Source organism: Halomonas citrativorans, assembly GCF_014898005.1.
Taxonomy (GTDB): Bacteria; Pseudomonadota; Gammaproteobacteria; order Pseudomonadales; family Halomonadaceae; genus Vreelandella; species Vreelandella citrativorans.
Genome location: NZ_JABUYX010000001.1, coordinates 405,433 through 421,747 on the forward strand (window position 1 = coordinate 405,433; position 16,315 = coordinate 421,747).

At 56.7% G+C, this 16,315-nt stretch carries 12 protein-coding genes and 1 tRNA gene; 5 read left to right on the top strand and 8 right to left on the bottom strand.

Annotated elements, in window-relative coordinates; translation table 11 throughout:
* The first annotated feature begins 83 nt into the window (after positions 1-83).
* The 4 genes from INT20_RS01790 (at position 84) to INT20_RS01805 (ending at position 5,093) form a co-directional block, all read left to right on the top strand.
* Positions 84-1,394, top strand: a complete 1,311-nt coding sequence (locus tag INT20_RS01790) for a DUF945 family protein (RefSeq protein ID WP_193056329.1) — start codon at positions 84-86, stop codon at positions 1,392-1,394.
* 362 nt (positions 1,395-1,756) lie between these two features.
* The gene (locus INT20_RS01795) at positions 1,757-2,350 is read left to right on the top strand and encodes a LemA family protein (protein ID WP_172116468.1); all 594 of its coding nucleotides are present in this window, start codon (positions 1,757-1,759) and stop codon (positions 2,348-2,350) included.
* 31 nt (positions 2,351-2,381) lie between these two features.
* Positions 2,382-4,334 (top strand): M48 family metallopeptidase, encoded by a 1,953-nt coding sequence (locus INT20_RS01800; RefSeq protein ID WP_193056330.1) that lies wholly within the window; start codon positions 2,382-2,384, stop codon positions 4,332-4,334.
* Between the two features lie 438 nt (positions 4,335-4,772).
* A complete protein-coding gene (locus tag INT20_RS01805) occupies positions 4,773-5,093 on the top strand; it encodes a DUF1330 domain-containing protein (protein WP_193056331.1) in 321 nt (106 codons plus the stop codon).
* A gap of 53 nt (positions 5,094-5,146) precedes the next feature.
* On the opposite strand, the gene INT20_RS01810 is transcribed toward INT20_RS01805, so the two are convergent.
* Positions 5,147-5,851: an FMN-dependent NADH-azoreductase gene (locus tag INT20_RS01810; protein WP_193056332.1), complete on the bottom strand. Its 705-nt coding sequence runs from the start codon at positions 5,849-5,851 to the stop codon at positions 5,147-5,149.
* A gap of 120 nt (positions 5,852-5,971) precedes the next feature.
* On the opposite strand from INT20_RS01810, the gene INT20_RS01815 reads away from it, so the two are divergent.
* Positions 5,972-6,877, top strand: coding sequence for a LysR substrate-binding domain-containing protein (locus INT20_RS01815; protein WP_193056333.1), 906 nt, complete (start codon positions 5,972-5,974; stop codon positions 6,875-6,877).
* 115 nt (positions 6,878-6,992) lie between these two features.
* Here the strand turns inward: INT20_RS01815 and INT20_RS01820 are convergent.
* The 7 genes from INT20_RS01820 to fdnG all read right to left on the bottom strand — a co-directional run bounded on the left by INT20_RS01820 (position 6,993) and on the right by fdnG (position 16,197).
* Positions 6,993-7,088: transfer RNA gene (locus INT20_RS01820), tRNA-Sec, on the bottom strand.
* Between the two features lie 12 nt (positions 7,089-7,100).
* The gene (gene selB, locus INT20_RS01825) at positions 7,101-9,029 is read right to left on the bottom strand and encodes a selenocysteine-specific translation elongation factor (protein WP_193056334.1); all 1,929 of its coding nucleotides are present in this window, start codon (positions 9,027-9,029) and stop codon (positions 7,101-7,103) included.
* Entirely contained in the window at positions 9,026-10,489 is a 1,464-nt protein-coding gene (gene selA, locus INT20_RS01830; RefSeq protein ID WP_193056335.1) for an L-seryl-tRNA(Sec) selenium transferase, read from the bottom strand. Before selA ends, selB begins: the two co-directional genes overlap by 4 nt.
* 85 nt (positions 10,490-10,574) lie before the next feature.
* Entirely contained in the window at positions 10,575-11,501 is a 927-nt protein-coding gene (fdhE, locus tag INT20_RS01835) for a formate dehydrogenase accessory protein FdhE (protein WP_319643839.1), read from the bottom strand.
* Positions 11,498-12,205, bottom strand: a complete 708-nt coding sequence (locus tag INT20_RS01840; RefSeq protein WP_172116475.1) for a formate dehydrogenase subunit gamma — start codon at positions 12,203-12,205, stop codon at positions 11,498-11,500. Before INT20_RS01840 ends, fdhE begins: the two co-directional genes overlap by 4 nt.
* A complete protein-coding gene (gene fdxH, locus INT20_RS01845; RefSeq protein WP_193056336.1) occupies positions 12,202-13,119 on the bottom strand; it encodes a formate dehydrogenase subunit beta in 918 nt (305 codons plus the stop codon). The genes INT20_RS01840 and fdxH overlap by 4 nt, the downstream gene beginning before the upstream one ends.
* A 15-nt stretch (positions 13,120-13,134) precedes the next feature.
* A complete protein-coding gene (gene fdnG, locus INT20_RS01850; RefSeq protein WP_193056428.1) occupies positions 13,135-16,197 on the bottom strand; it encodes a formate dehydrogenase-N subunit alpha in 3,063 nt (1,020 codons plus the stop codon).
* Positions 16,198-16,315: the final 118 nt, after the last annotated feature.

Genomic DNA, 16,315 nt, shown 5'->3' on the forward strand with positions numbered 1-16,315 from the left:
AGCTAGCCATGAACTGAATTAGCAGTGGGTTTTTATTCTTAAATGCAGGATAATTAATAATCATTTTTATTAAGGATAGTGATATGCCCGCAACTTCCAAGACGTTAATTTTGACCGCTGCTGGTGTTGTAGTGCTCGGGGCAGGGGGATATATAGGCGCCCAAGCAGTGGTGGGTAATGAGGTGGAAAAAGCGCTAGCCCAAACCTTTGCGCAACTGGATGATTCTGTTTCCTGGTACGCAAGCGACGTAACGATTGATAAATCGTTGTTCAATACAACGGCGACGGCAACGATCGGTATGGAAGGTGTTGAAAACGCCAATGCCCAGGTAAATCTGCTGGTGGATCACGGCATTATCAATAGCCCGATTACCGGCACGATTCATCCCAACGAGCAGTTTCTAAGCGGGGATATCGACGTTGATCTGGTCGCTACTCGCAGCGCCGTCACGGGGCAGTTGACGGCCGGTTCGTTAAGCGGTGTTGAGTTTGACGGCACTCTGCACGACCTGGTAGTGGATCTTGATCTTGAAGATGAAGATGTGTGGAAGGTAGACGGCCAGGCACGTGAAATTGTTGTCAATGACGAGAACGACTCGTTTCGGATTGTCTCGCCACGCTTTGAAAATAGCTCACAGGAAGCGTCTAGCCTGATACATCAACGCCTGGAAATACCCAAAATTGAGTTTTTGGCGGAGGGCGTCAATGTTTATATAGATGGCATTGAGCTTGAGGCCGAGTCTGAATCCGTAGGTGATAGCCAAATCGTCAATTCAGGCGGCCGTTTTAAGATAGCCGATATCGGCGCCGACGGCACCTCAATGGGCAGCCTGTCACTTGATATCGATGCCAAGAACTGGGATATGTCAGCATTTCAGGCGCTTCAGGAAGCCTATGCACCGCTGGAAGCCATGCGTGCAGAGTATGAAGAGACCGGTGTACGCGGCGATGAGCAGGAGGAGCGTGAACTACTGATCCAGTCTATCGAACGAGGCTATGATGTTCTGATTGCGAGTCCCTCAATGGCGTTCCAACCGCTGGAAGCGCACGTTACGCTGCCCATGCTGGGTATCGATTTTAATCCCCGCATTACGGCGGATATCCGCTTTGATGGTGAAGAACTTTCCAAGGAGGCGCTATACAGCGCTTTATGGGATAACCGTTTGCCGTTACCCGAGCAGCTTCAGGCATCGCAAGATAGGATGAGCACACCGGAGGCGCAAGAGTACCTCCAAAACCGCTTGAGTCTGGATATTGGCGTAACGACACCTCCCCAGATGGTACTTTCACTCATTCCCATGCCTTATGCTCTGTTAATCGATCCGGACTTTGAAGAGCAGACGTTGACCTGGCAAGACGGCGTCCTGACGGTTAATGGTGAAGAAGTGATGTAAGCAAGGCTTGTATCATAAGCACTACGCCATATGGAGTGGCGTAGTGTTAAATCAAAGGTATTAAGATCACTGCACTCAACAAATTTGTACCGTATTGAAACTTTCGGTCAATGGAAAACATCCTTATCAGGTGATAACGCAGTGGTTGAATCCCGCTACCATGCAAGTACATGTGTTTAAAAGCCAGAACATCTGGTTTGACCCCTCGCCTTATATCAATACGAATACGATTGCTGTCTTTATCGAGCAGAATGATCCCCAGAAATATCACATGGATATAGAGTTTTTGCCTAAACTCGCCAAGTAAAGCCGTCAGGTTGTGATGCGTAATAGTTTTTTGTTAACCACAGGAAGGATCAATTATGGTTTTAACTATCATTATCGTAGCGATAATAGCGGTTATCGCGTTCTACCTTATCGGTGTGTACAACCGACTTGTCTCACTGCGAAACCGTTTTCAAAACGCCTTTGCTCAAATTGAAGTGCAGCTAAAGCGCCGACACGACTTGATACCTAACCTGGTCGAAACCGCCAAAGGGTATCTCAGCCACGAGCGCGAAACGCTTCAGTCGGTGATTGAAGCGCGCAATTCAGCAGCGGCGGGGCTCAAAGCGGCGGCTGCCAACCCAGGAAGCGCCAAAGCGATGGCCGAATTGGGCGGGGCAGAAGGTGCGCTAAGCCAAGCGATGGGGCGGCTTAATGTGGTGATGGAAGCTTACCCGGACCTCAAGGCCTCTGAAAACATGCAGCAGCTCTCTGAAGAGCTTACCAGTACCGAAAACAAGGTCGCTTTTGCCCGCCAGGCGTTCAACGACGCTGTCATGCAATACAACACTTACCGCCAGAGCTTCCCTCCGGTGGCCGTAGCTGGCCTGTTGGGGCATGGCGAGGACGCTTCCTTCCTGGAATTCGAGGACAGCGCCCAGATTCAGTCAGCGCCTAAAATATCGTTTTGAAGCGTTCTTGAACCGACAAGGGTAGATGTGCATGGATTTCTTTACGGCTCAGGACAACGCCCGGCGTAAAACCGGGCAACTGGTTGTTTTATTGATAGCGGCGGTAATCGCCCTGATAGCGGTCACCACTGTCGTGATCGCAATCGTCGTGCATTTCATGAGAGATGACCGAGGCAGCGTGACAGCGAATAACCTGTTGGCTGCGCTATCCCCAGAACTGGTAGCCGTGGTTGCGCTTGGCGTGGTGGCGTTAGTGGGGCTCGGCGGGCTTTTCAAGCGCTCTCAGCTGCGTCGAGGCGGCGGTAAAGTAGTGGCCGAGGCGCTGGGCGGACGAGAAATCAGCCCCAGCACCGAAAACGCTAACGAGCGCCGTATTCTCAACGTGGTGGAAGAAATGGCAATTGCCTCGGGCACGCCGGTTCCACCGGTTTATCTGCTTCAGGAAGCGGGTATTAACGCTTTCGCCGCCGGGTATGATACCAGCGATGCCGTGATCGGGATCACCCAAGGGGCGATCAATCACCTCAACCGCGAGGAACTACAAGGCGTGGTTGCCCATGAATTTAGCCACATTCTGCATGGCGATATGCGCTTGAATATGCGTTTGATCAGCGTACTTCACGGTGTGCTTCTGATCGGCCTGTTAGGCTATATTCTGCTGCGCAGTACGACGTCGCGTGGTCGAGCTGTGCGGCGCAACAATTCAAATAGCAAAGGCGCTGTCGTCGTACTTGCCCTGGGTGTTGCCCTGGCCGTCATTGGTTATGCGGGCACGTTTTTTGGCAACTGGATCAAGGCGGCAGTGAGCCGCCAGCGAGAATACCTGGCCGACGCCTCCGCCGTTCAATATACGCGTAACCCCAATGGCATCGGCCAAGCGTTAATCAAGATAGGCTCCCTTACGCAGGGGGCCAGAATCGAAGCCTCCCAAGCGAGCGAATATAGCCACCTGTTTTTCGGCCAGGGCATGAAGCTTGGTTTCACTCGCTTATTGGCGACCCACCCGCCGATACGCCAGCGCATCAAACGCGTTATGCCAAGCTGGAACGGTGAATTTAACGCGCCGCTCAGTGCGCCTTTTGACGGTGACATGGAAAAAGCGGGAGGTGAGTCAGTGGTTGGCTTTGCAGACACCCCCTCCGGCCACGCTTACTCCAGCGCAGCAACCATGAACGGCACCTCGGCCCGCATGGCGATTGCCTCAATGGGGCAACCCGGCCCACGCCATTTGGCCCAGGCACGTACCATGCTCAATGCATTGCCTACGCGGCTCGTCGATGCCGCCCACGATCCTTACGCAGTGCGCGCATTAATGTACGCACTGCTGCTGAGCCAGAATATCGAGGTGCGTAAGCAGCAACTGGCATCACTTCAGCAGACAGCCTTGCCCGATGTGTATCGTGAAGTCATGAATCATGCCGGCGATGTGTTAATGCTTAGAGACCAGCTTCGCCTGCCGTTGATGGAATTGGCGTTGCCTGCGTTAAAAAACCTGTCAGTGGATCAGGCCACGCATTTTCGGCACTGCATGGTAGAACTGATCAATGCGGATAGTCAGGTCAACCTGTTTGAATGGACGCTGTATCACTGGCTGGTTCATCACCTGGGCTTGGGCAAGAAAGGTAGTGGCTCTGCTGTTCGTAAGCTGAGCGATTTACAGCAGGAGTGCCAGCGGCTGCTCAACGTGCTGGCCTGGGCAGGGCAGAGTGACCCCGAAAAGGTAAGCGCTGCGCTAGATGCCGCTGAAAAAGAGCTGCCGTTTGCACTAAGCGCAAAAAGAGAGGCCCCTGATATCAAAGCCCTGGGCCCCGCAGTCAGCCGCTTGCGTCGTTTACGACCGCAACAAAAGCCTGCTGTTCTGCAGGCCATGGCCCGCTGTATTGAGCATAGCGGGCAAATAAAGCCCGCAGAGGCCGAGCTGTTTCGCGTCATCGCCGATATGCTGGAATGCCCCATGCCGCCGCTGTTGATAGAGAGTGATTGAGCGTCGCCATTCTCAAGGCGGGGAGTATCCATAGCATGAATGAGGCAGAGTCCTTGAGCCGAGCGATTAACGAGAAGATAGTACTCTGCTCATACAGTACTGATTGGCCAACTCTGTTTGAAGAGGAGCGGGCTCGGCTGCTGCCTCTTTTCAACTTCCATGGAATATAACGCCCCTCTGATCGATAGGCGTTGGGCGGCGAAATATAGGTTGGATAGAGAAGCGCATACAGCAGCAAAAAGGGACTTTATTTGCGAAACACTGAATGGTGGTCTCTAATCAATACAGCAGTGAAGCGTCATTGATTTAATAGAAATTAAATTTCTGGAGAGTTATTGTCAGTTAAATTGATATAGTGATAAGTGGGTTCGTTATTTAAAGTGTTTGCTCTAGGCTTTCGTTGTTTAGAAAATTATTTCGTCTAATCAAGGGGGGATGATGCCTGCCTACGCTGTTGCTCTCATTCGAGAAACTCGATTCGATCCAGAGGTTAAACACTATTTAGAGCGTATCGACGCAACGCTCGCTCCTTTTTCAGGTAAATACCTCGTGCATGGTGGGCCATACACGCCACTTGAGGGCGCGTGGGCTGGCGATATGGTCGTCATTGAGTTTCCTACTATGGAACAAGCTCAAGGGTGGTATGACTCCGATGCTTATAAGACGATTCGCCCATTTCGTACCCGGCATACCGAGGGCGATGTACTGTTGGTTCAGGGCGTGCCAGAGGGGCATAAAGGTGCGGATATCCTGGGCTAGCGATACCCGCGCCTAACGCGCCGACCTTGATAGTAAGAAGCTGCTTCCTGCTTTTAAGCCGGTTCAGATATTTGTGTGTCTCGCCATGTCATCACCTGCAACTCATCAACGAGCCGTTCGACTTTCCTTATTGCGTCAGCAACTGACTTCGCCAATACCTCCCCGCCTACTTCCTGCCCTTCAATGGCGATATAGTGAATTTTAGTGATGCCAATAAACGCCAGTGCAGTGGCTAAATTGGGCTCCAGGTGGTTGATGTGCGCCATCTTTCCACCGATATCAAAGCCTATCCCGCCTCTGGCAGTAAGAACAACCGCATGCCTTGGCCGGTCAGAAAGCTTTGGAACGTAAGGATCGGTCGGGTTACTCTCATCGATATCCACCGTTCGACCGGGGCGTACTACTTGGTCGATCCACGCTTTGAGGGCGGCAGGCATGCCGAAGTTGTAGAACGGCGTGCCGATCACTACGACATCCGCGGCGATTAATTCATCAACCAGCTGGTCGCTTTCTGCTAGTGCATCCTTCATCCAGGGTGCCCGCTGTTCTTCAGGCGTGAAAGCCGACGCGATCCAGTCGTGGTTGAGAAAGGATGGCGGGTGTTGGCCTATATCGCGATAGGTGATCATGTCTTGCGGGCGGCGTAATTGCCATTGTTTGGCAAACTGATCGGTAAGGTGACGGCTGTGAGAGCCATGATTGTCTGTTCCTGCAATCCCCGGGCGAGCGCTGGCGTCTATATGTAGGATATGCGGCATGGATAGTCTCCTGTTCTGAGCTGAGCTCATCTATGATTAACGACAGACGTAGCTTAGACTTGGATTATGAGCCGTAACAAACGACCTTTTCTTGCAGGTATAGGTGAGTAAAATTCATTCATGAATTCTCGACGATTACCCTCGCTTTCGGCACTTCGCGCTTTTGAAGCGGCTGCTCGCCATGAAAGTGCCAAACAGGCAGCGCAGGAGCTCTCGGTAACGGCCACGGCCATTAGTCACCAGATTCGTGGGCTTGAAGAGGCTCTGGGCATTGCGCTGTTTGTACGCAGGCCCAGGCAACTGGAATTGACGCCGCAAGGCCGCGAGCTGCAGCAGGTGCTGGAATCTTCATTCGACAATATCAGCAACACCATTGAGCGCCTGAGTACCATGCCCGAGCGCAGGGGCATTACGCTGACGACCACACCAGTGGTGGCAGTACGCTGGCTGCTGCCCTGGGTTTGCATACTGCGCGAATCTCACCCAGACATTGACCTGCGAATCCATGCGTCCCACGAGCCCGTTGCGTTAGATGGGGTAACCGCCGACCTTGCCATTCGGCATGGCGATGGACGCTGGCCAGGGTTAGTAGCCGAGAAGCTGTTTGATACCACGTTGATTCCGGCTTGCAGCCCACAGCTTGTTCAGCATGCAGGGGAGGATCTATCGAAGTATCCGCTGATTCACTTTCGACCTCAGGGCGTATTTATATCGCCCATGGATTGGCCGGGTTACCAGAAAACCGCCCAGATTCCAGGGTTGAATGTCGGCGCCGGGCTGGCTTTTTCTGACGAAAGCCACGCTATTTCAGCGGCTGTGGGAGGGCAGGGTGTCATGCTGATGAGCCGTCAACTGATTGAAGATGAGCTGGCCGAAGGGCGCCTGGTACACCCTTTTGGCCCTGAACTTGAAGACCGTGCCTTCTTTTTGGCCTACCCGGAAAGCCGCCGCAACGATCCAACGATGTTGGCGCTTCGCGACTGGGTGATGGCAGTGCCTGGCAGGATATCAACGCCTTCGGCTTGATAATGTCGTATTTTATACCGTTATCTTACGTGACCTGATGCTTCGCCGTCTGTGAGTTTCATGGCGGAGTCTGGTTTGGCTCAAATAGCGAGGCTGGGGGAAGAGTCAAAAAGAGTGGCGGAAGAGCGTGGGAGTCGAACCCACCAAAGACTGCTGGCAGCCCCTGCCAGATTTGAAGTCTGGCCGCCCCACCGGGGGTCGATCCTCTTCCTTGAGCGGTTGCCTAGTTCCACAGGGCAGTACGGCGAATGCAGCGTTCATCTTGCACCCGGCGTGTAAAACCTATCCTATCAAAGAATTCGAGAATATGAATGGCCAATTTGCGTCCGGTACCGATGCGGTTGCGAAATTCTGCGACGCGAATAGTGCCGTGCTCGTCCATCAGCTTACGCGCGATATTGGCCAGTTCATGTGTCGCTGAGGCGAGGTAGAAGTGGTCCTTGCGTACCTGGTAGAGCCTGCCGAGGCGAGCGCAGGCTGTTAGTACCTGGCGAACACGCTGTTCATCAAGCCCACCGCTTGCTGCCAGGTCGCGAACCCGGGGTGGCTGGAAGGGGACTTCCGCGAGAAGAGGTTCGAGCCGTTGCCAGAGCGCCTCGTCGTGTTCATTAAGTGCTGCGCGATGGCCAGGCAGAGAAATGAAGGGCCCATTGCTATCAAGCTGGCCCGCCTCGATCAGTTGTTTCAGCAGGCCGCGGAAGAGGGGAGCCGGTAACCGAGGGGCGGCCTGGCGATTTAGTCGCTCGCGCTCGGTCCCCAGCATGGCGGGTTCGTTCTGGTGATTACTGGCGACTACTTGGATAATCCGCTCTCTAAGTGATTCGATGGCTTCCCGGGAGAAAGCGCTAACTTCGCCTTCGGCAGTGAGGACTTGACCTGCGGATGCCTCGACCAGCGGCGCTAGATCCTGAACGCTGATATTAAGATTACGCGCCATGCCAGTAAGATCCAGGCCTTCGGGATGGAGATCAAGCGCAGCACTCAGCGGTTCATGAAGATCATAAGGGGGCTTGGTGTTTGCGCATTCCGCCAGTGCCGCCAACCAGGCCAGGCGAGCGGGAGCGCGCTGACCACGGCGGGGTGGTTCGCCGTCCAGTGCGATTCCGCCGCCGAGAGTAATATGCCCACCATGATCACGGATGACGAAACGATCCCCCAGGCAGGCGTGTACCGGGCTATCACAGACCAGTTGGCCCAGCATGCTTTTGCCTGGTTCGAGTCGTTGCCCTTCGAGAAGCGAGACCCGCCCCATGAGATGGGCGGCCCCGAGGTGTATATGGACTGGCGTCCAGTGCTTGAGCGGTGGGGTAGAGTCGAGCAACCTTAGCTGGACGTCGAGGCGTTTGATGGGCGGCGTTTCCAGTGCATCGGCGACCACCCAGTCGCCGCGACGGATGCGATCCCGTTCCACCCCAGTGCCTGAAAGGTTGAGCGCTACCCGGTCACCCTGGTGTGCCTGATCGCTCTCGCGGTGCTGGCGCCGCAGCTGGCGTACTCTGGCCTTATGGCCGTCGGGTACCAGGCGCACCATGTCACCTTTGGCAATGTAGCCGCTGAGTGCGGTGCCGGTCACTACCAGGCCGGCTCCCGGCAGCGCAAAGACGCGGTCCACGCTAAGGCGGAAATGCCCATAAGCAGAGAGCGCATGCTGTTCGGCCGCCTGGGACCATAGCGTGTCACGCAGTGCTGCCACGCCTTCACCGCTATGGCTCGAGACGTCATACAGCGGCGCCTTGGCGAGCTGGGTACCTGCCAGCAGTTGGATGATCTCTTGTCTGACTTCCTGTCGCCGTAGTTCGTCGACTCGGTCGATCTTGGTCAGTGCTACCACGCCGTGGTCGACGCCGAGCAGGTCGAGAATTTGGACATGTTCGATTGTCTGGGGCATTACACCATCGTCGGCGGCTACCACCAGCAGGGCCGTGTCGATGCCAGCACTGCCCGCGAGCATGTTATGCAGGAACCGATGGTGCCCGGGCACGTCGACAAAGCCGAGCTCGACGCCTGACGCGACTTCGGGATAAGCGAAACCAGCTTCGATGGTCAACCCACGTGCTTTTTCCTCTTTGAGGCGGTCGGTATCGATACCGGTCAACTGCTGGATCAAAGCGGTCTTGCCATGGTCGACATGGCCGGCAGTGCCGACGATCATGGCAAGCCCTCCTGGTGCTGGTCTCGGTAGCTCTCGTAGCGCTGCTTCAATATCGAGAGTTGTGACGCGAAGGCGTCCACGTCTTCAGGACGGTATAGACAGCGCAGATCGAGATAGAGGGCACCTTCGTTAAGGCGGCCGATGACCGGACGGGGGAGCTGACGAAACGCTGTCTCGATGCGTTTGAGGCACCGTTCCCTGGCGCGGCGGTCACCGTTTAGTGGGCGCCAGACCAGCGCGTAGCTTGGCAACCGGTCGACGGGTAGCGAGCCGCTGCCAAGCTGACTCACGCAGGGGGCCAAGGTAACATCGATGTCGTCGAGCAAAGCCTGGGCGGAGGAGAGTAAGCGCTCGCCGGTCGCCGCAATCTCGACGTCAGTACGCGTCAACATTGCCAACGTGGGAATGTCTCGCTGGGGCGCGTCACTGCCACGATAAAGACGCAGAGTGGCTTCTAGAGCGGCCAGGGTCAGCTTGTCTAGGCGCAGGGCACGTTTTAATGGATGGTGCTTGATCGTATCGATAAGGTCACGGCGGCCAACAATGATGCCTGCCTGCGGGCCGCCCAGCAGCTTGTCGCCGCTGAAGGTGACAACATCGGCTCCGGCGGCGATTGCCTCGCGAGGTTGCTCTTCATGAGGTAGTCCAAGCGCGGAGAAGTCGGCTAGTGCGCCGCTGCCCAGGTCAACCATGAAGGGGACCCCCTGCGCGTGTGCAATACTCGCCAGTTCGCGCTCGGGCACGCTCTTGGTGAAACCGGTGATGGCGTAGTTGGAGGTGTGTGCCTTGACGATCAACCCGGTGCTCTCGCCCATGGCGGCCTGGAAATCCTTGGCATGGGTGCGGTTGGTAGCGCCTACCTCATGCAGCCGACAGCCTGCCGCGGCCATGATGTCGGGCATGCGAAAGGCACCGCCTATTTCAATCAGCTCGCCGCGTGAAATGACTGCCTCGCGGCCATTGGCCAGAGCGCTCAGAGCCAGTAGTACAGCGCCAGCGTTATTGTTGACCACGGTGGCTGCTTCGGCGCCGGTCAGCTCGCAAAGCAAGGGTTCCACTAGGCGGTCGCGGTCGCCACGGCCGCCGCCCTCCAGGTCATACTCAAGTGCCATGGGATGGCGGGCGGCTTCGGCCATGGCCTCAATGGCGGGTTCGGCAAGTGGTGAGCGGCCGAGGTTGGTATGAATCACCGTACCGGTCAAATTGAACACGCTGCGGCTATTAGGCCGTACCAGCTGTTCCAGGCGTTCAAGTACTTGGGCAGTGAGTGTATCGACAGAGAGGGCGGCAAGTTGATGCTCGGTAAGCTCCGAACTCCCCGCAAGGCGAGAGCGCTCGCTCTCAAGGGTCAGGCGAATGGCTTGCCTGACCAGCCGCCCACCATGGCGCTGCTGGGCTTGCTGCAGAGTGGGGTGGGACAGCAGAGTGTCTACGGCGGGCAGGCTGCGTCGAACGTCCATTGTTGTTTTCAATCCATGCCGGGATTCAAATCCCAAGGTATAGCATGGCTGAGCGCGGGTCGTCCATGGTCGCTCGGGGATGCCCTTATTCGCCAACGATCAGCAGCGGGTTGAAGCCGCTACGAAAATACTGCTTTTCCTCAGCAAGCAGAAGATCCAGCGCCAGGCTCGCAAGGTCATCAGCGAGGGGTTCAGCATGTGCATCGAACTCACGTGGCATGATTTTGAGATAGGAGTGACAGTCGCCACAGGCCTCGGCCTGAGTGGGGAGCAGGCGCTCGCCGATCTCGTCCTCGAGGCTCAGGTAGTCAAGCTTGCCGCTCTGATCGCAGACACTGCACTTGGAGCGCTCCAGATACCATTGTGTCGCGCATAGCCCACATTGCAGGTAACGCACCCCGCTGCGTTTAGAATCGATCTGAATGATGCTTGCCACCGGCAATGAGCCGCAACAGGGGCAGATCGAACGGGCCTCGGCGGAGGGGCGCTTTGGCGGTTGGGGCAGGGTGCGCGCCAAGCGCAGCCAGGCCACTTGCAACGCTGCCGCTATCAAGGGCATCAGTCCACGGCTTGATTCAGGGCCGGGGCGCGCTTCCAGCACTTCCTGGGCAAGGCGGTCGATTTCCTCCCTGGGCAGCTTACGCAGGGTGTCGAGCAGCGGCCGCTGCGCCTCCCCAATATGCAAATCTAGGCCATCAAGAAGTGCTGCGAGCTCACTATGAAAATCGATGTCGCGGCAAAGCGCCTGAGTACCCAGCGGCGGCATGCCGTGCTCCAAGGCCAGCGCAAAGGCGTCCGGCTCGGGCAGCCACGCTGGGGTATTGTGCTCGAGTGCTCGCTGCTGTGCTTGGGAGAGCTGTGCCATAAAGGCCAAGAAATCACGCAGCGGTTCGATACGCTCGGAGAGGTCACGCAGGCGCTGTGCACGCTGGGCAAAGTGCTCCTGCTCGGGCAGCACCACGGAGGGGGGATCAATAACGCCCATCGGGGCATTGCCATATGCGTGATTCACTTGGGCTCCTCTCGTGTCATGGTCGTGTGCGGCTGCTTGGTCATCTCGCGCTCCTTGCGCTCTTTGTCCATTTCCTCCTCGTACCATAAATCATGATGATGTTTCGCCCAAGGCTTGCTGACCCGGCCACGAATCATGGCGGTGAACGACCCCTTCACCCAGATACCCGAGTAAATGTGGATGATCAAGGTAATGATCGCGAGAAAAGCCACATAAGCATGCCCAACGGCGGCCAACCGACGTAGTGTGATGGGGACGGCATCGGCAAAGTAGGGTTGCCAGATGAGCAGACCGGTTACCAGCAACAATGGCACGCAGAGCACCATGATCCAGTAAACGAGCTTCTGCCCGGCATTGTTCTTACCTACCGGCGGCAGACGCTCGTCATGATTACTCAGCACGTCCTTGATCTGCTTGAGCCACTGAATGTCATGGCGCTTGATCAGACTCACCTTGAAGAAGCGGATCACCATGATCACGAAAAATAGCGTCATACACAGCCCAATATACGGGTGCAGGATGCGCGTCATGATCGGTCCGCCGAACAGGCCGGTTAACGACCAGAAGAAGGGGTGAAAAAAGGGCAACCCACTGAGCACCAGCATCACGAAGCTGATCGCGACGAGCCAGTGATTGATGCGTGAAAACGCATCATATCGCAGGATGCCTGGATCGGATTTGGCATGCGGTTTCGGCTCATTCATGGCTGTTTCTCCTCAGGCTCCTCGTCCTCCACTCCTTCTTCCACCTCTTCCGGTGTTTCCTTGGGGCCTGCGGTGAGGTAGTGGAAGAACCCGGCAAATGCGGCAAGCCCGATAGCTGCTGAGGCCAGCGGCTTGGGTATACCTTTCCAGCCCTCGACCAGAGGACTAATGCGCGGGTCTTTGGGCAAGCCGCTGTAGATCTCCGGTTTGTCGGCATGTTGCAGCACGTAGATCACATGGGTGCCACCCACCCCCTGAGGGTCATAGATACCGGCATTTTCAAAGCCGCGCCCTTTGAGAAAATCGGTGCGCGTCTCAGCGAGATCGAGCATGTCCTCCTTGGTGCCGAACATGATCGAACCGGTAGGGCACGATTTTACACAGGCTGGTTCCAGGCCATGAGAGACACGATCAGAACACAGTGTGCATTTATAGGCCTTGGAATCCTTTTTCGAAATCCGTGGAACATCAAAAGGGCAGCCAGTGACACAGTAGCCGCAACCGATGCAGTGCTCGGAGTTGAAGTCAACGATGCCGTTGGCGTACTGGACGATAGCACCAGGTGCCGGGCATGCCTCAAGGCAGCCCGGTTCGGCGCAGTGCATGCAGTTGTCCTTCCGGATCAGCCACTCCAGGTTGCCTTGCTCGTTCTCGTGCTCGTTGAAACGCATTACCTGCCAGGAGTCGGGCGTAAGGTCAGTCGGGTTGTCGTATTCGCCGATGCATTCACCCACCTCGTCACGCAAGTCGTTCCACTCAGAGCATGCCACCTGGCATGCCTTGCAACCGATGCAGCGGGATACATCAATCAGCTTAGTGACAGTTTCAACGCTGCCGCTTCGCCTTTGAGGCGAGGGTACTGAGGTTGCTGAGCGGGCGATGATATTCTGCGAGTTGATTTGTTCCCCACGCATGCTCTCCTCCTTGCGTTATAGCTTTTCGACCCGTACCAGAAACGACTTGAACTCCGGCGTCTGGGTATTGGCGTCACCTACAGATGGCGTCAGCGTATTGGTCAGGTGAGCCTGCTTGGTTTCGCCCAGATAGCCCCAGTGAATCGGGATGCCTATCTGGTGCACCGTGCGTCCCGCTACCTGCAATGGACGAATGCGCTTGGTCACCACCGCCACCGCTTCGATATGGCCGCGCTTGGAGCTGACGCGGACTCGGTCACCTTTACCAATGCCCAATTCGTTGGCCAGGGTTTCGCCAATCTCTACGAATTTTTCCGGCTGGGCGATGGCGTTCAAGCGGTTATGCATCGTCCAGTAGTGGAAATGTTCAGTGAGACGATAGGTGGTCGCCGCATGCGGAAACTCCTCGAAGGTACCGAAGTTGGCCCGATCCTGCTCGAACACCCGCGCGCCTGGATTGTTCTTGGCCAGTGGGTTGTTGGGGTGCATCGGGTTGTTGGCGATGGGCGTTTCAAATGGTTCGTAGTGTTCCGGGAAAGGCCCTTCGACCATACGTTCACGGGCAAAGAACTGCCCTCGCCCCGTCTGGTTCATGATGAAGGGGCCCTGAGCTTCTGTCGGTGCGGATTCCACCGGAAAGTCGGGAACGTCATTACCCACCCAGCGATTGCCGTTCCACCAGACAACCGCCTTGCGCTCAGCCCACGGCGTGCCGTCGGGGCGTGCGCTTGCCCGGTTGTAAAGAATTCGCCGGTTGGCCGGCCACGACCAGGCCCAGCCCAGCGTCTGGCCGACGCCGTAGGGGTCGGAGTTGTCGCGGCGGGTCATCTGGTTGCCTTCATCGGTCCAGCAGCCGGCAAATATCCAGCAACCGCTCGCCGTGCTGCCATCGGCACGCAGCATGCCGAAATCCTCGATCTGCTCGCCCGCCCGGCAGACAATATTGCGCTGTTCATCAACCACGTCCTCGAGTGCCCAACCGTTGTACTCCCGGGCTATTTCGTTGGCGCTGGGTTCTGCCGGGTAACGATAGGGCCAGCTTAGATTGAGCAGCGCATCTGAAAAGGCGCCGCCTTCGTCACGATACATCTGCTGCATCCGCAAGAAGATGCCCGCCAGAATGGCGGTATCGGGAATCGCTTCGCCCGGGGGCGGTGCCGCTGCCCAGAACCATTGCAGCCAGCGTGAGCTGTTGACGATGGAACCGTCTTCCTCGGCAAACGCGGTGGTCGGCAAACGGAACACTTCAGTGTCGATCTCGGCGGTGTTCACATCGTTAAATTCGCCATGGTTCTTCCAGAACTCGGCGGTTTCGGTTCTCAGCGGGTCGATGACGACCAGATACTTCAAGCGGGAAAGCGCCGCACTAGTCTTGGCCTTGTGCGGAAAGGCGGCCAACGGATTAAACCCTTGGCAAATATAGCCGGTGATGTCGCCATGGCTCATCCGCTCGAAAGTATAAAGCACGTCATACAGGGGCTCGCTGAGCTTGGGCAGCCAGTTATAGCACCAGTTGTTCGCTTCGGTGGCCGCATCGCCGAACCAGGCCTTCATCAGGCTGACATGAAAACGCTCGTAATAGCGCCAGTAGGACACTTCGCCAGGCAGCAGGTCCGGGCGTGAGCGGTCAAGGATATAGGCGTCGTAATCCTGCTCATCGGCCTCGGGCAGCGACATGTATCCAGGTAGTAAGTCCGAGAGCAGTCCAAGGTCGGTCAGCCCCTGGATATTGGAATGCCCACGCAGAGCGTTGACGCCGCCCCCGCGCATGCCCATGTTGCCAAGCAACAACTGAAGCATCGCCGCAGTGCGAATGATCTGCGAGCCGATCGAGTGCTGCGTCCACCCCAGTGCGTAGAGGATCGTCATGGTCTTGTCGTCCACGACGGTCGCGGCGACCATGTCCCAGACGTGCAGAAGCTTGTCGCGGGGCGTACCGCACACTGAAGAGACCACATCAGGGGTGTAGCGGCTGAAATGCGCGCGCATCAATTGGAATACGCAGCGGGGGTGCGTGAGCGTATCGTCACGCAGGGCGTAGCCTTCGTCGTCGTACTCGTACCGCCAGGTCTCTTTGTCGTAGTCGCCATTCTCGGCGTTGTAGCCGGTGAACAGGCCATCCTCGAAGCCGAAATCCTCGCGCACGATGAGGCTAGCGTCGGTGTAGGCGCGCACATACTCATGATGGATCTGATCAGTTTCGATCAAGTAGCTGATTAGACCGCCCAGAAAAGCGATATCGGTGCCGGTACGAATTTCCGCGTAGTAGTCCGCCACCGCTGCCGTGCGGTTGAAGCGAGGATCGACCACCACTAAACGGGCATCGTTATGCTCCTTGGCTTCCATCACCCAGCGAAAACCAACGGGGTGCGCCTCGGCGGCATTGCCACCCATGACGAGAACAAGATCAGCGTTGCGGATGTCGACCCAGTGGTTGGTCATGGCACCGCGACCGAATGTTGGGGCAAGACCTGCCACCGTCGGTCCGTGTCAGACGCGCGCCTGGTTGTCGAGTACCACCATGCCAAGGCTGCGGACTATCTTCTGTGTCAGGTACGCCGTCTCGTTGGTCGAGGCGGACGCCGCTAGCATCCCGGTCGTGGTCCAGTGGTTGACGGTATTGCCTGCATCGTCCTCGGCGACAAAGTTGGCGTCGCGATCATCCTTCATGTGCCGGGCGATACGTGTCAGCGCGTCGTCCCAACTGATGCGTTTCCACTCATCAGTACCGGGTTCGCGTACCTGAGGGTACCTAAGGCGCGATTCACTCTGGATGTAGTCGAGCAGCCCCGCACCCTTAGGACACAGCGAGCCGCGACTGACCGGGTGATCCGGGTCGCCCTCGACATGGTAGATGCTATCAATGCTGTTGATCGCCCCATCGCCGCGGCTATAGAGCAGCACGCCGCAGCCCACCGAGCAGTAGGTGCAGTTACTGCGGGTTATCTTGGCGCCGGTAAGCTTGAACTGGCGAACTGAGGCGAGCGCGGGCTCAGGTGCAAAGCCCATCATGGCCATACTGGAGGTGGCCATGCCGACTGCCCCGAGTTTAAAAAACTGTCTTCGCGTAACCTTCAGAGTCATCCCGGCCTCCTATCGTTTTGTTCTGAATGTCGTCACTTCCTGAGATGGCATATCCGTTAAGCATAGTGCGTCTGTTCTTGTTTGTCGGTGCGTCGCGGTGTCGTTTGTCCAA

Excerpts from the sequence above, each read along its gene's own strand:
- INT20_RS01790 (WP_193056329.1), top strand. The coding sequence starts at position 84 with ATGCCCGCAACTTCCAAGACGTTAATTTTGACCGCTGCTGGTGTTGTA.
- INT20_RS01795 (WP_172116468.1), top strand. The coding sequence starts at position 1,757 with ATGGTTTTAACTATCATTATCGTAGCGATAATAGCGGTTATCGCGTTC.
- INT20_RS01800 (WP_193056330.1), top strand. The coding sequence starts at position 2,382 with ATGGATTTCTTTACGGCTCAGGACAACGCCCGGCGTAAAACCGGGCAA.
- INT20_RS01805 (WP_193056331.1), top strand. The coding sequence starts at position 4,773 with ATGCCTGCCTACGCTGTTGCTCTCATTCGAGAAACTCGATTCGATCCA.
- INT20_RS01810 (WP_193056332.1), bottom strand. The coding sequence starts at position 5,851 with ATGCCGCATATCCTACATATAGACGCCAGCGCTCGCCCGGGGATTGCA.
- INT20_RS01815 (WP_193056333.1), top strand. The coding sequence starts at position 5,972 with ATGAATTCTCGACGATTACCCTCGCTTTCGGCACTTCGCGCTTTTGAA.
- selB (WP_193056334.1), bottom strand. The coding sequence starts at position 9,029 with ATGATCGTCGGCACTGCCGGCCATGTCGACCATGGCAAGACCGCTTTG.
- selA (WP_193056335.1), bottom strand. The coding sequence starts at position 10,489 with ATGGACGTTCGACGCAGCCTGCCCGCCGTAGACACTCTGCTGTCCCAC.
- INT20_RS01840 (WP_172116475.1), bottom strand. The coding sequence starts at position 12,205 with ATGAATGAGCCGAAACCGCATGCCAAATCCGATCCAGGCATCCTGCGA.
- fdxH (WP_193056336.1), bottom strand. The coding sequence starts at position 13,119 with ATGCGTGGGGAACAAATCAACTCGCAGAATATCATCGCCCGCTCAGCA.